Source organism: Endobacterium cereale (assembly GCF_009617585.1).
Classification (GTDB): Bacteria; Pseudomonadota; Alphaproteobacteria; order Rhizobiales; family Rhizobiaceae; genus Neorhizobium; species Neorhizobium cereale.
Genome location: NZ_WIXI01000047.1, coordinates 291,645 through 304,875 on the forward strand (window position 1 = coordinate 291,645; position 13,231 = coordinate 304,875).

Annotated in this window: 12 protein-coding genes; 5 read left to right on the top strand and 7 right to left on the bottom strand. The window is 58.5% G+C overall.

What is annotated here, in order from left to right; translation table 11 throughout:
- Positions 1 to 296: 296 nt before the first annotated feature.
- The 3 genes from lon to clpP form a co-directional block, all read right to left on the bottom strand.
- Positions 297 to 2,717 carry an endopeptidase La gene (lon, locus tag GAO09_RS20175; RefSeq protein WP_153356564.1) on the bottom strand — a complete coding sequence of 807 codons (2,421 nt, stop codon included), beginning with the start codon at positions 2,715 to 2,717 and terminating at the stop codon, positions 297 to 299.
- Between the two features lie 409 nt (positions 2,718 to 3,126).
- Complete coding sequence (gene clpX, locus GAO09_RS20180; protein ID WP_153356566.1) at positions 3,127 to 4,404, bottom strand: ATP-dependent Clp protease ATP-binding subunit ClpX; 1,278 nt, start codon at positions 4,402 to 4,404, stop codon at positions 3,127 to 3,129.
- Between the two features lie 291 nt (positions 4,405 to 4,695).
- The gene (gene clpP, locus GAO09_RS20185) at positions 4,696 to 5,328 is read right to left on the bottom strand and encodes an ATP-dependent Clp endopeptidase proteolytic subunit ClpP (protein WP_153356568.1); all 633 of its coding nucleotides are present in this window, start codon (positions 5,326 to 5,328) and stop codon (positions 4,696 to 4,698) included.
- A 437-nt stretch (positions 5,329 to 5,765) separates the two neighbouring features.
- Here clpP and ggt point away from each other — a divergent pair, with 437 nt between their 5' ends.
- A complete protein-coding gene (gene ggt / locus GAO09_RS20190) occupies positions 5,766 to 7,490 on the top strand; it encodes a gamma-glutamyltransferase (protein ID WP_410768629.1) in 1,725 nt (574 codons plus the stop codon).
- Between the two features lie 30 nt (positions 7,491 to 7,520).
- Here the strand turns inward: ggt and GAO09_RS20195 are convergent, their stop codons facing one another.
- From GAO09_RS20195 to GAO09_RS20205, 3 genes are all read right to left on the bottom strand, one after another.
- The gene (locus GAO09_RS20195; protein ID WP_153356739.1) at positions 7,521 to 7,775 is read right to left on the bottom strand and encodes a hypothetical protein; all 255 of its coding nucleotides are present in this window, start codon (positions 7,773 to 7,775) and stop codon (positions 7,521 to 7,523) included.
- Between the two features lie 88 nt (positions 7,776 to 7,863).
- Positions 7,864 to 8,217, bottom strand: a complete 354-nt coding sequence (locus tag GAO09_RS20200) for a cupin domain-containing protein (protein ID WP_153356573.1) — start codon at positions 8,215 to 8,217, stop codon at positions 7,864 to 7,866.
- A complete protein-coding gene (locus tag GAO09_RS20205) occupies positions 8,214 to 8,828 on the bottom strand; it encodes a TetR/AcrR family transcriptional regulator (protein WP_153356575.1) in 615 nt (204 codons plus the stop codon). The genes GAO09_RS20200 and GAO09_RS20205 overlap by 4 nt, the downstream gene beginning before the upstream one ends.
- An 84-nt stretch (positions 8,829 to 8,912) precedes the next feature.
- Here GAO09_RS20205 and bdcA point away from each other — a divergent pair, with 84 nt between their 5' ends.
- Both bdcA and GAO09_RS20215 read left to right on the top strand, forming a co-directional pair.
- The gene (bdcA, locus tag GAO09_RS20210) at positions 8,913 to 9,626 is read left to right on the top strand and encodes an SDR family oxidoreductase (RefSeq protein WP_153356577.1); all 714 of its coding nucleotides are present in this window, start codon (positions 8,913 to 8,915) and stop codon (positions 9,624 to 9,626) included.
- A gap of 370 nt (positions 9,627 to 9,996) precedes the next feature.
- The gene (locus GAO09_RS20215; RefSeq protein WP_153356579.1) at positions 9,997 to 11,580 is read left to right on the top strand and encodes a TerC family protein; all 1,584 of its coding nucleotides are present in this window, start codon (positions 9,997 to 9,999) and stop codon (positions 11,578 to 11,580) included.
- 7 nt (positions 11,581 to 11,587) lie between these two features.
- Here GAO09_RS20215 and GAO09_RS20220 read toward each other — a convergent pair whose 3' ends face one another.
- Positions 11,588 to 11,995, bottom strand: coding sequence for a response regulator (locus GAO09_RS20220; protein ID WP_153356581.1), 408 nt, complete (start codon positions 11,993 to 11,995; stop codon positions 11,588 to 11,590).
- A gap of 355 nt (positions 11,996 to 12,350) precedes the next feature.
- Here GAO09_RS20220 and pgsA point away from each other — a divergent pair, with 355 nt between their 5' ends.
- Positions 12,351 to 12,935, top strand: a complete 585-nt coding sequence (gene pgsA / locus GAO09_RS20225; RefSeq protein ID WP_153356583.1) for a CDP-diacylglycerol--glycerol-3-phosphate 3-phosphatidyltransferase — start codon at positions 12,351 to 12,353, stop codon at positions 12,933 to 12,935.
- Positions 12,935 to 13,189 carry a molybdopterin converting factor subunit 1 gene (moaD, locus tag GAO09_RS20230; RefSeq protein WP_153356585.1) on the top strand — a complete coding sequence of 85 codons (255 nt, stop codon included), beginning with the start codon at positions 12,935 to 12,937 and terminating at the stop codon, positions 13,187 to 13,189. Before pgsA ends, moaD begins: the two co-directional genes overlap by 1 nt.
- Positions 13,190 to 13,231: the final 42 nt, after the last annotated feature.

A 13,231-nucleotide genomic window follows, 5' to 3' on the forward strand; every position in this document is an offset into this window, starting at 1 on the left:
CCCTTTCAATGGTTTGAAACGTATCAAGTTCAGCTCCGGGGCGACAATGATTTTGAGCGTCCCCTGCGCACCCAAAAGCTCTGGAAACGCCTGAAAAACAAGGGGGGAGCAGTCTTTTTTCACAAAAAAGGCCGGCAAAAAGCCGGCCTTTTCGTCAAAAAATGTAACTCGCCGTCCAAAACCGGGAATAAATACCTAATGCGGCAAGAAAGCCCGGAAAATAAGGCGTTTCGGCGGCATGAGTGATTCTGCCGCCGAATATCCCGAAGGCCGCGAACGACCTTCGGAACAAACGTTTAGTGGGCGATGGTGGTGCCCGATTCTTCCGAACCTTCGACGGTGGCGATCACCGGCGTCTCGATGGAACCGTCCCACTCGATCGGCTCGGGCTGGCGAACCAGCGCGTGCTTGATCACTTCGCCCATGCGCGAAACCGGGATGATTTCCATGCCGTTCTTCACGTTGTCCGGAATATCCGCCAGATCCTTGGCGTTTTCTTCCGGGATCAGCACCTTCTTGATGCCGCCGCGAAGCGCTGCAAGCAGCTTTTCCTTCAGGCCGCCGATCGGAAGCACGCGACCACGCAGGGTGATTTCACCCGTCATGGCGACATCCTTGGACACCGGAATACCGGTCATGATCGACACGATCGCCGTTGCCATGCCGACGCCGGCCGACGGGCCGTCCTTCGGGGTGGCACCTTCCGGCACGTGGACGTGAATGTCCGACTTGTCGAAACGCGGCGGCTCGATGCCGAAATCGACGGCGCGCGAACGGACATAGGATGCCGCTGCCGAAATCGATTCCTTCATGACGTCCTTGAGGTTGCCCGTCACGGTCATGCGACCCTTGCCCGGCATCATCACGCCTTCGATCGTCAGCAGTTCGCCACCGACTTCCGTCCAGGCGAGACCGGTGACGACACCGACCTGATCCTCACCTTCGGCTTCGCCGTGGCGATAGCGCGGCACGCCGAGATAGTCCGAAATGTTTTCAGACGTCACGGCAACCGACTTGGTCTTGCCCTTGATGATCTCGGTCACGGCCTTGCGGGCGAGCTTCATCAGTTCGCGCTCGAAGGAACGAACGCCGGCTTCGCGGGTGTACTGCTGGCTGATGGCCATCAGGGCATCGTCCGAAACCGAGAATTCGTTCGGCTGCAGGGCGTGTTCCTTGATCGCCTTCGGCAAAAGGTGACGCTTGGCGATCTCGCGCTTTTCATCTTCCGTGTAACCGGCGATGCGGATGATCTCCATGCGGTCCATCAGCGGACCCGGAATGTTGAGCGTGTTTGCCGTGGTGATGAACATCACGTCGGACAGATCGTATTCGACTTCCAGGTAGTGGTCCATGAAGGTCGAGTTCTGGGCCGGATCGAGCACTTCGAGCAAAGCCGAAGACGGATCACCACGGAAATCCGAACCCATCTTGTCGATTTCATCGAGCAGGAAGAGCGGGTTGGATTTTTTCGCCTTCTTCATCGACTGGATGACCTTGCCGGGCATCGAACCGATATAGGTGCGGCGGTGACCGCGGATTTCGGCTTCGTCACGGACGCCGCCGAGCGCCATGCGCACATATTCGCGGCCGGTCGCCTTGGCGATCGACTGGGCGAGCGACGTTTTGCCGACGCCCGGAGGGCCGACGAGGCACAGGATCGGTCCCTTGATCTTGGTGGCACGCGCCTGAACAGCAAGATACTCGACGATACGTTCCTTGACCTTTTCGAGACCAAAATGATCCAGTTCGAGGATCTTTTCAGCCGCGTTGAGGTCGGTCTTGATCTTCGACTTCTTGCTCCACGGAATGGTCAGCAGCCAATCGAGATAGTTGCGCACGACGGTGGCTTCCGCCGACATCGGGCTCATCTGCCGCAGCTTTTTCAGCTCGCCATCGGCCTTTTCCTTGGCTTCCTTGGAAAGCTTGGTCTTGGCGATGCGCTCTTCCAGTTCGGCCATCTCGTCGCGGCCATCTTCGCCGTCGCCGAGTTCCTTCTGGATCGCCTTCATCTGTTCGTTGAGGTAGTACTCGCGCTGGGTCTTCTCCATCTGGCGTTTTACACGCGAGCGGATTCTTTTCTCGACCTGCAGAACCGAGATCTCGCCTTCCATGAAACCAAGAGCCTTTTCAAGGCGCGTCTTGATGCTCACCGTTTCCAGCATTTCCTGCTTTTCGGTGATCTTGATGGAAAGGTGCGAGGCAACCGTGTCGGCAAGCTTGGAATAATCCTCGATCTGGCTGGCAGCGCCAACCACTTCCGGAGAAATCTTCTTGTTCAGCTTGACGTAGTTTTCGAACTCGGAAACCACGGAGCGCGACAGCGCTTCGACCTCGACCGGGTCATCCTGCGGTTCGTCCAGCGTTTCGGCATGGGCTTCGTAGAATTCTTCGCGATCCGTATATTCGCTGATCTTGGCGCGGGCGCGGCCTTCGACCAGAACCTTGACGGTGCCGTCGGGCAGCTTCAACAGCTGCAGAACATTGGCCACGGTGCCAATCTTGTAGATCGCCGAGGATTCCGGATCGTCATCACCGGCATTGATCTGGGTGGCAAGCATGATCTGCTTGTCGGAGCCCATGACTTCCTCAAGCGCGCGGATGGATTTCTCACGTCCGACGAACAGGGGAACGATCATATGCGGGAAGACCACGATATCGCGCAGCGGCAGGACCGGATAGGTCGCAGGGCTCTGTGCGTCAGACGTCGTATTCGTCATGTCATTTCCTTTCTCGTCCCGTTTCCGGGAACATGCCTGCAAGCAAACCACCAGGCATTTTGGTCTTGCCCAAAGTGGTAACCTACTAGGCTTTTTTCAAGCCATCCAGCCCGGGCATGACAAAACTGCGACAGTATTAGAACTGTTGCATGCGATGCTTACGTCAGACTGGAAAGGGTCTGGTCAGTTTTTCGAACAGTTCGCAGGCGGGGCCGGATGGCGGTGCGTCCATTCGTTCGACCGCGACTGAGGGAGAACCTGTCGGCGGTCTCGTTTCCTGTCGCCTCCCCTATCCTGAACATGGACAGAAGAACGATCGACCGCAGCGCAAACTCCAGACAAAACGCGCGGGCCTAGAAACGGTTCGGCGGAGAGGCATGGCCTCTCCGCCGTATTTGTCGTCACGCCATCAGGCGGAAACGTTGGCCTTCTCGTCCTGACGATCAGCGTAGATGTAAAGCGGACGGGCACTGCCCTTCACCACATCATCCGAAATCACGACTTCACGAACGCCTTCAAGGGTCGGCAGTTCGAACATCGTGTCGAGCAGGATCTTTTCCATGATCGAACGAAGGCCGCGGGCACCGGTCTTGCGGATGATCGCGCGCTTGGCGATTTCGCGAAGAGCGTCCTCGTGGAAGGTCAGTTCGACATCTTCCATCTCGAACAGGCGCTGGTACTGCTTGACCAGAGCGTTCTTCGGCTCCGACAGGATCTGGATCAGCGCGTCTTCATCGAGATCCTCGAGCGTTGCCAGAACTGGCAGACGACCGATGAATTCCGGGATGAGGCCAAACTTGACCAGATCTTCCGGCTCCAGCTCGCGCAGTACTTCGCCGACGCGACGGTCGTCCGGTGCCTGAACGCTGGCGCCGAAACCGATCGAGGTCTTTTCGCCACGGGCCGAAATGATCTTGTCGAGACCGGCAAAAGCACCGCCGCAGATGAACAGGATGTTCGTCGTATCGACCTGCAGGAATTCCTGCTGCGGATGCTTGCGGCCACCCTGCGGCGGAACCGAGGCAACCGTGCCTTCCATGATCTTCAGCAGAGCCTGCTGCACGCCTTCACCCGATACGTCGCGCGTGATCGACGGGTTGTCGGACTTGCGCGAGATCTTGTCGACTTCGTCGATATAGACGATGCCGCGCTGGGCGCGCTCGACGTTGTAGTCGGCCGACTGAAGCAGCTTCAGGATGATGTTTTCAACGTCTTCACCGACGTAACCGGCTTCGGTCAGCGTCGTGGCGTCTGCCATGGTGAAGGGAACATCGATGATGCGGGCGAGCGTCTGGGCAAGATAGGTCTTGCCGCAGCCTGTTGGGCCGACGAGCATGATGTTCGACTTCGCCAGCTCGATCTCGTTGTTCTTCGAGGCATGCGCGAGACGCTTGTAATGGTTATGCACCGCCACAGAGAGAATCTTCTTCGCCTGTTTCTGGCCGATGACGTATTCGTCGAGAACCTCGATGATGTCCTGGGGCGTGGGAACGCCTTCACGGGACTTGTTCAGCGAGCTCTTGTTCTCTTCGCGAATGATGTCCATGCACAGTTCGACGCATTCATCGCAGATGAATACGGTCGGTCCTGCAATAAGCTTGCGGACCTCGTGCTGGCTCTTTCCGCAGAAGGAGCAGTACAGGGTATTCTTGGAGTCGCTGCCGTTGCCGCCGCTGACCTTGCTCATATCACTTTCCTTCCAGCACCGCCGCCCGAACCGTTTCAACACGCGGGCAGACACTTACATCGCCGGCCGGCTGGCCTCTTTTCACAGAGGCCAAGCCCGCTTGAACCTTCAAGGGGTACTCTACCGAGCCGGACGACAGTCCTGGACCGGTGGCAACGAAACCCCTTCCAGACCGAATGCTATGTCATAAGAATTCAACACAGCCTTAATATGGACTATTAGTTTGTTCCTGACCAGATTAAACCCCTTTTCGGTCACAACGGGGTGAGCCCTGGTCAGGAATTTGGCCGTTTAAGCGGCCGGAGTGCCTTCGATATCCTGACGCGAGGTCAGGATCTTGTCGACCACGCCCCATGCCTGCGCCTCTTCGGCATCCATGAAGTGGTCACGGTCGAGGGTCTTTTCAACTTCCTCGTAGGTGCGGCCGGTGTGCTTCACGTAGACCTCGTTGAGGCGCTTCTTCATCTTCAATATGTCACGAGCATGACGCTCGATATCGGATGCCTGCCCCTGGAAACCGCCCGACGGCTGGTGAACCATGATGCGGGAGTTCGGCATGGCGAAGCGCATGCCCTTTTCGCCGGCGCAGAGCAGCAGCGAGCCCATCGACGCGGCCTGACCGATGCACAGCGTCGAAACGGCCGGCTTGATGAACTGCATCGTGTCGTAGATCGACATGCCGGCAGTGACGACACCACCCGGCGAATTGATGTAGAGCGCGATTTCCTTCTTCGGGTTTTCAGCCTCGAGGAAAAGCAGCTGGGCGCAGACGAGCGACGCCATCTGATCTTCCACCGGACCGGTGACGAAGATGATGCGTTCCTTCAGGAGGCGCGAAAAGATGTCGTAGGAGCGCTCACCGCGGTTGGTCTGCTCGACGACCATAGGCACCAGGGCCATTGCGGTATCAACTGGATTTCTCATGTCCGTCCTTTGTCAAATGCCTTGCCGTAGGCAGCATGCGCCCCGGAATCATTGGAATGGTTAATCCCTACATAGAGTGTCAACGCCTGTCACTTCAAGACGGAGACCCCGATATCCTTAACCTGAAACCGTTGTTAGAGGCCGGTGCTAAACATTTTCCTACATGTGGAAAGGCATGAATGGCTGCGCGCTGGAGCCTGCACAGGTTTTCCGAACAATATGGTAAAGCAAAGATGAACCGGCTATCGGACAAGGTATAGCTTAAGTTTCCGGCATCATGCTCTTTAGCGCGAGGATCGCCTCAATGCGACCGCGGAACGGCCGCATGCAATCTCGGCGAACATCACCCCTTGCCCTCGCTTCCCCAAGACCCAAATCCATTTGAGAGATGGAGGGACGCCATGCGGATTTTCAACAGATTCATTGTTGCCACCTTGATGGCAACCAGCGCTGCAACTGGAGCGCTAGCGCAACAGGCATCCGATACGACCGCTCCCGAACGGGCGACCGGGACGACCACGGCCAAACGTGTCGAGGCGAAAAACTTCATGGTGGCGGCGGCCAATCCGCTGGCGGCGGAAGCCGGGCGCAATGTGATCGCCAAGGGTGGCAATGCTATCGACGCGATGGTGGCGGTGCAGACCGTGCTTGGATTGGTCGAGCCGCAGAGTTCCGGCCTCGGCGGCGGCGCGTTTCTCGTCTATTACGATGCTGCCTCGAAAAAGCTGACGACCTTTGACGGTCGCGAAAAAGCGCCGATGCAGGCGACGCCAAAACTGTTTCTCGATGAGCAGGGTCAGCCGCTGAAATTTATGGATGCCGTGGTGGGTGGCCGTTCCGTCGGCACGCCGGGAACGGTGCGGCTGCTGGAAGACGTTCACAAGCGTTACGGCAAGGCCGAATGGGCAGGACTGTTTGCCTCAGCCGAAAAACTGGCGACCAACGGCTTTGAAGTATCGCCCCGACTGGCCTCGCTGATCGCGACCGAAGGCGACAAGCTGAAGAAGTACGAGGGACCTCGCGATTACTTTTTCGACCGATCCGGCGCACCGCTGAAGGCTGGCACGGTTCTCAAAAACCCGGCCTATGCCGAAACGCTCTCCGCCATCGCCAAAGGCGGCGCGGACGCCTTCTACAAGGGGCCGATCGCCGAAGCCATCGTCAAGACGGTGCGCGAGGCCGCGGATAATCCGGGCGTTCTGTCGCTTGCCGACTTCGAGAACTATGGCATCAAGGAACGCGAGCCTGCCTGCCTCACCTACCGCGCGCTGGACGTCTGCGGCATGGGACCGCCCTCCTCCGGCGGCGTGGCGATCGGCCAGATGCTGGGCATGATGGAGAATTTCGACCTGAAAGGCTTTGGGCCGGACAACGTTCAGAGCTGGCGCATTCTCGGTGATGCACAGCGCCTCGCCTTTGCCGATCGCGAACGGTATGTCGCCGACACGGATTTCGTGCCGCTGCCGATCAAGGGGCTGATGGAAAAGACCTATCTTGGCGAACGCGCAAAACTGCTCGATGGCGACAAGGCGCTGGCAAAGGACGCGGTAAAGGCTGGCGAACCGGAATGGGATCATGCGCTGCTGTTCGGCCGTGATGCGGCATTGGAAATGCCATCCACCAGCCATTTCGTCATCGTCGATAAAGGGGGGAACGTCCTCTCGATGACAACGACGATCGAAAACGGCTTTGGCGCGCGACTGATGACCAACGGATTTCTGCTCAACAACGAGTTGACCGACTTTTCCTTCAAGACACATGACAACGGTCTTCCCGTCGCCAACCGCGTCGAGCCCGGCAAACGCCCGCGCTCGTCCATGGCACCGACTATCGTGATGAAGGATGGCAAGCCGCTGCTCGCCATCGGTTCGCCGGGTGGTAGCCAGATCATCGGTTATGTGGCGCAGGCACTGGTCGCCTATATCGACTGGGGCATGCCGGTGGAACAGATCGTGGCACAGCCGCACCTGATCAACCGCTTTGGCACCTACGACATCGAAGCCGGCACGACGGCGGAAAAATTCGCCGAACCGCTGAAGGCGCTGGGTTACGAGGTGAAGGCAGGCGAGATGAATTCCGGCCTGCATGCCATCGAGATCACCGGCAGCGGACTGGTGGGCAGCGCCGATCCGCGCCGAGAAGGCGTGGCCGTCGGGGAGTGACGCACACTCCCCGACATCGCCGCGAACAAATTACATCCAGCTGCGGCCGTCTCCGCCTTGTGCCTGGCAGCCATAAGGCGGCAAGACGTTGCCGAACGTGGCATGGAGCTTGTCGCAGCCCCATTTACGGATCGGCTGCGGCATCCGGCTGTTGAGCGCAATACCGACTTCATCATACGGGCTGTCGGCATTGCTGACATATGTGTGCCAGCGGAAACCGAAGAAACCGGCAAAAGCGATGACGATGATCAGGAGCATTCTCAGCAGACGCATGACGGGATCCATGTTGTTTTTCGTCAGGCCGGTGTAACCTGCCCTGACGGGAATCGACACCCGCGTCACACGCTTTCCCCATGGAAGAACGGTATGCGCGCTAAACCCTGATCACATAATCCTTGCGAGTCGTTTCAACCACTTCCCACGTTCCCTTGAAGCCAGATCTTAGCACCATGCTGTCGCCGGCACGCAGATGGACGGGTTCGCCGCCCTCTTCCGTGACAATCGAATGGCCGGCGAGAATGTGGAAATATTCCCACTCGTCGTAGAGGATCCGCCATTTGCCCGGCGTCGCTTCCCATACACCCGCATAAAGCCCGCCATCAGCTTCCTCTATGTTCCATGTTCTGAACACGGGATTGCCGGCGATCAGACGATCGGCTGCCGGAGCAACCTCCTCGGGTTCGACGGCAGACAGATCGAAGGTCGTGAATTTTGCGGATGCGGTCATGGCTGTTTCTCCTCGATTTCATCGGCAAGTTCTTGGGCGAGCTGCCCCGACGCAATATCGGCAATGCGCAACAGGCGTTCGCCGGAAAGACCGTTACGTGCGCTTGCCGACAGGCCGGACAGGGTCGCCATCACATAATCCGTTACCATCTCGGCCTGTTCCGGTGCGTGGCGGCTCACACCCGCATGCACCATGTCATGCGTTTGATCCAGCAGACGCCGTGCCTGCCGGCAGGCCTCGGCGTCTACACCGCCGCGCGCGCCTTCGATGACCATGCATCCGGTGCCATTGCCGGCACCATAATTGGTCGCAGCCTGCCGCAGCAAACGCCGCACGCCTTCGGCAAGCGAAACGCCCGCTGCAAACGGCCCTTCGAGATCAATGCCTTCCAGTTCTGCATAGCGCTGCAAAACCTGACCATAAAGCGCCGACTTGCTGCCGAAGGCGGAATAGAAGCTCGGCGGATTGATGCCGATCGCTTCTGTCAGGTCGGCAACGCTGAGCGCATCATATCCCCGCGCGCGAAACAGCGCCTGCGCCTTGGCCAGCGCGTCCTCCATGTCGAATGCACGCGGCCTTCCACGCGCTTTTAATATTTTTGTAGTGCGCATTACAAAATCCATTGACGAAGTCATACCTGCAAATTATGTAGTCATCATTACATTAATTCTCAACCCTGAACACGGAGCAGTGCAATGACTGATTTTAAAGGTAAGGCAGTTCTGGTGATCGGCGGCAGCCGTGGTATCGGCGCGGCGATCGTGCGGCGCTTTGCCGGTGACGGCGCCGATGTGACATTCACCTATGCCGGATCGAAGGAGGCAGCCGACACGCTTGCGTCCGAAATCGGGGCGAAGGCCGTGAAATCGGATGCGGGCAACCGCAACGACACGATCGCGACCGTCAAGGCTGCAGGCGCGCTCGACGTACTGGTGGTCAATGCCGGCACTCTGGTCATGGGCGACCCGCTGGAGACGAATCCGGACGCAGTCGACCGGATGATCGACATCAATGTGCGCGCGCCCTATCACGCCGCGGTGGAGGCCGCCCGGCAGATGAATGACGGCGGGCGCATCATCATCATCGGCTCTGTCAACGGTGATCGCATGCCCTTTGCCGGCGGTGCGGCTTACGCGCTGACCAAATCCGCAGTTCAAGGCATGGCACGCGGCCTCGCCCGTGATTTTGGACCGCGCAACATCACCGTCAACGTTATCCAGCCCGGCCCGATCGATACCGACATGAACCCGGCCGATGGTCCGATGAAGGACACGATGCACGGCTTCATGGCGCTGAAGCGTCACGGCCGGCCGGAGGAAATTGCTGGTCTGGCCGCCTATCTGGCCGGCCCGGAAGGCGGGTTCATGACCGGCGCGCTGCACACGATCGATGGCGGCATGGCTGCCTGACACGGACTGAAAACCTCTCGCCGCCGGACATCTCCGGCGGCGGGAAAAATACCCGAAAAATGGTTCTCACGGAAAATTTTGCCCCGAAGGGATGCAATTCCTGATCGGATCGGTATATTCCTCACCCATGGACACCCGATTGCGTGTGTCCGGTTCGCTGTCTCAACAGGGTTGATATGGTTCCGAACCGGACGTTCCCACTTCACGGTCGAGAGATCACCGCGCCCCGCCAAAAGCCGGGGTCGCTTCGTCACGCCATCATCGCAATCGCTGATCGTTTTTCGCCGTCCCGGTCCTTGGGCGGCGTTTTTTGTTTTCCCTTTCAACCACAGAAGGAACGGCCACCCGCAGGGGCAGGCCTCATATCATCATGATATTTGAATGGATGTCCGATCCGGCCGCATGGGCCGGACTCGCCACCCTGATCGTGCTCGAAATCGTTCTCGGCATCGACAACCTTGTCTTCATCGCGATCCTGGCAGACAAACTGCCGGAGCATCAGCGCGAAAAGGCACGCCTGATCGGCCTCAGCCTGGCGCTGGTCATGCGCCTTGCCCTGCTCGCTTCCGTCGCCTGGATCGTCACGCTGACGGCGCCGCTGTTTACCGTTCTCGGCATCGAGATTTCCGGCCGCGACCTCATCCTCCTGTTCGGCGGTGTATTCCTTCTGTTCAAGGGCACGATGGAACTGCACGAACGCCTCGAAGGCCATTCCGGCAACAAGGAAGGCAAGATCGAACATGCCGTTTTCTGGCAGGTTCTGGTGCAGATCGTCGTGCTCGACGCCGTGTTCTCGCTCGATAGCGTTATCACCGCCGTCGGCATGGTCCAGCATCTGTCCGTCATGATGATCGCCGTCATCGTCGCCGTAGGCGTCATGCTTTTGTGCTCGAGGCCGCTGATGGCCTTCGTGTCGAAACACCCGACCGTGGTCATCCTCTGCCTCGGTTTCCTGATGATGATCGGTTTCTCGCTGATTGTCGAAGGTCTCGGCTTCCACATCCCGAAGGCATATCTTTATGCTGCCATCGGTTTTTCCGTCCTCATCGAGGCGTTCAACCAGATTGCGCGTCGCAACCGCGAGCGGGTGCTGACTACCGGCGACCTGCGTGAACGTACCGCCAATGCCGTGCTTTCGCTGCTCGGCAGCCGCCGCAGTGAAGCTTCGCTGGGCGAGACCAATGATGTGATTGCCGAGCGTGCTTCGGAAGGCGAATTGTTTACGCCGGTCGAACACGAAATGATCGAAAGTGTGCTGACGCTGGCCGATCGCCCGGCAAAATCGGTGATGACACATCGTCTCGAGATCGACTGGCTGGATATTGAGGACAGCGATGAGGAACTTCGCCGCAAGGTGCTGGAATCGGGGCATTCCCGTTTCCCGATCGCCCGCGGCAGCCTTGACGAGTTTTTGGGCGTCGCTCTTGCCAAGGATCTTTTGCGCGACTTCATCGAGACGGGAAAAGTCGATTTCGACCGCTCGCTGCGCCAGCCGCTGGTCGTGCATGAAAGCGTCAATGCGCTGCGCCTGCTCGAACAGCTGCGTCAGTCGCCGCTGCAGGTGGCAATCGTGCTCGATGAATATGGCTCTGTCGAAGGCATGGTCACCGCAACTGACCTGCTGGAAGCCATCGCCGGCGATTTCGCCGATGACGACGAAGAGCAGTTGACTGTAGAGCGCGGCGAAGACGGCTCGCTTCTGGTCGATGGCTGGATCGATATCCGCCACGTCTCGAAACTGCTGGACATCGACCTCGTCGACGATGCCGACCGTTATTCGACGCTGGCCGGCCTGATGCTCTGGCGCCTCGGCCACATGCCCCAGCAGGGCGAAACGGTGTCCTTCGGCGACCTCACCTACGAGGTCGTGGCGCTCGACGGTCGCAACATCGACAAGGTGCGTATCCGCACAACGGCATCAATGGCGTCCGAGCCGGTCGAGATGCGCGCGTAAAACCTTATCAAGCTCGTCGGCGAAAGCTTTCATCGCCGACGAGCGCCCTGCCCTTCAGCATGTTTTCAACGGTGGAAAGCATTTTGGCAGCCGTGCAAGGCTTCGGCAGGCAGTGGGCAGTCGGCGGAATATCCGTCAGCTCTTCACCGCAACGAGCAGACGAAACGATGACGCCGATATGCGGCGCGCATTCGCTGATCATTTTTGCCAGATCGATACCGCTCAACGCACCTGGCATGTCGACATCAGTGACGACAAGATCGATATCCTCGTTCAACCCAAGTTGTCCGATGGCCTCCAGCACGCTGGCGGCCTCCAGCACATCATAACCTGCATCTTCGAGAGCGTCGGCCACCGCAAATCGGATGAGCGCTTCGTCCTCGACCACCAATACCGTGTGACGGATCGTGTTCATGTCCGGTCTCCCCTTGTTGAAGGTGACTAATGAACGCACAAGGATGGGAAATGATTGCGGCACAGCCTGTGCCATTTTGAAACATGGTTAACAGAGGACTAACGGCAAGGTTAGCGCTCTGGAAACCTTGTTAGCCCACAGGGCTCGGCTTTTCCGCGATGGAAAGCAGACTGCCTTGCCCGATGCCGTCTGCGATTATCAGGATGAGTGGTTCGAGACCGTCGCCAGATGCTTCACTCGTAGCGGGGCCAAATGCGGCAGATGACGCAATCGTCTGTAAAAAAGCCGCGAAAGCATGTTGACGCTGGGCCTTCGAACCATCAACTAGGGGCAAACCTCCGAGCATAGGTCGAAAATGGCATCGCGCGCATACAGCATCCCCAATCTCCTGACCTATGCGCGCATCATTGCCGTGCCGCTGATCGTTCTCTGTTTCTTCGTCGAGGGTAAACTCGAAAGTTCGGATTTCGCCCGCTGGGCCGGTTTCTGGATTTTTGTCGTCGCCTCGATCACCGATTATCTCGACGGTTATCTCGCCCGCATCTGGAACCAGACGTCCAATATCGGCCGCATGCTCGATCCGATCGCCGATAAGCTGCTGGTCGCTGCCGTGCTTCTACTTCTGGCTGCCGATCAGACGATTGCCGGCTGGTCGCTGTGGGCAGCGATCACCATCCTGTGCCGCGAGATCCTTGTTTCCGGCCTGCGCGAATATCTGGCAGCGCTGAAAGTGGCCGTGCCGGTGACGCAGATCGCCAAGTGGAAAACTACGATCCAGATGGTATCGATCGCCTTCCTTCTCGCCGGTCCTGCCGGCGAAGCGTACCTGCCCTACACGACCGAAATCGGTCTCACACTTCTCTGGGTGGCGGCAATCCTGACCTTCTACACCGGCTATGACTATTTTCGCGCCGGTCTCAAACATATCGTGGAAGAGTGATGGTCAAGCTCGTCTATTTCGCCTGGGTGCGCGAGCGCATTGACAAGCCGGAAGAAGAGCTTGAGCTGCCGGCGCATGTGGTGACGGCCGGCGATCTTCTCGCCTATCTGAAAACGTTGGGTGACGGTTACGCGGCGGCGCTGGAATATCCGGATGTGATCCGCGTTGCCATCAACCAGGAACATGTCGAGCATGACGAGCCGATTGCCGACGCGCGGGAAATCGGCATCTTTCCACCGATGACGGGTGGGTGAGGCGCGGTCCGGCAAAGCCGGAGAAATCGATCCAGTGAATCG

Coding starts and splice junctions, on each gene's coding strand:
- lon (WP_153356564.1), bottom strand. CDS start 2,717: ATGACGAATACGACGTCTGACGCACAGAGCCCTGCGACCTATCCGGTC.
- clpX (WP_153356566.1), bottom strand. CDS start 4,404: ATGAGCAAGGTCAGCGGCGGCAACGGCAGCGACTCCAAGAATACCCTG.
- clpP (WP_153356568.1), bottom strand. CDS start 5,328: ATGAGAAATCCAGTTGATACCGCAATGGCCCTGGTGCCTATGGTCGTC.
- ggt (WP_410768629.1), top strand. CDS start 5,766: ATGGCAACCAGCGCTGCAACTGGAGCGCTAGCGCAACAGGCATCCGAT.
- GAO09_RS20195 (WP_153356739.1), bottom strand. CDS start 7,775: ATGGATCCCGTCATGCGTCTGCTGAGAATGCTCCTGATCATCGTCATC.
- GAO09_RS20200 (WP_153356573.1), bottom strand. CDS start 8,217: ATGACCGCATCCGCAAAATTCACGACCTTCGATCTGTCTGCCGTCGAA.
- GAO09_RS20205 (WP_153356575.1), bottom strand. CDS start 8,828: ATGCGCACTACAAAAATATTAAAAGCGCGTGGAAGGCCGCGTGCATTC.
- bdcA (WP_153356577.1), top strand. CDS start 8,913: ATGACTGATTTTAAAGGTAAGGCAGTTCTGGTGATCGGCGGCAGCCGT.
- GAO09_RS20215 (WP_153356579.1), top strand. CDS start 9,997: ATGATATTTGAATGGATGTCCGATCCGGCCGCATGGGCCGGACTCGCC.
- GAO09_RS20220 (WP_153356581.1), bottom strand. CDS start 11,995: ATGAACACGATCCGTCACACGGTATTGGTGGTCGAGGACGAAGCGCTC.
- pgsA (WP_153356583.1), top strand. CDS start 12,351: ATGGCATCGCGCGCATACAGCATCCCCAATCTCCTGACCTATGCGCGC.
- moaD (WP_153356585.1), top strand. CDS start 12,935: ATGGTCAAGCTCGTCTATTTCGCCTGGGTGCGCGAGCGCATTGACAAG.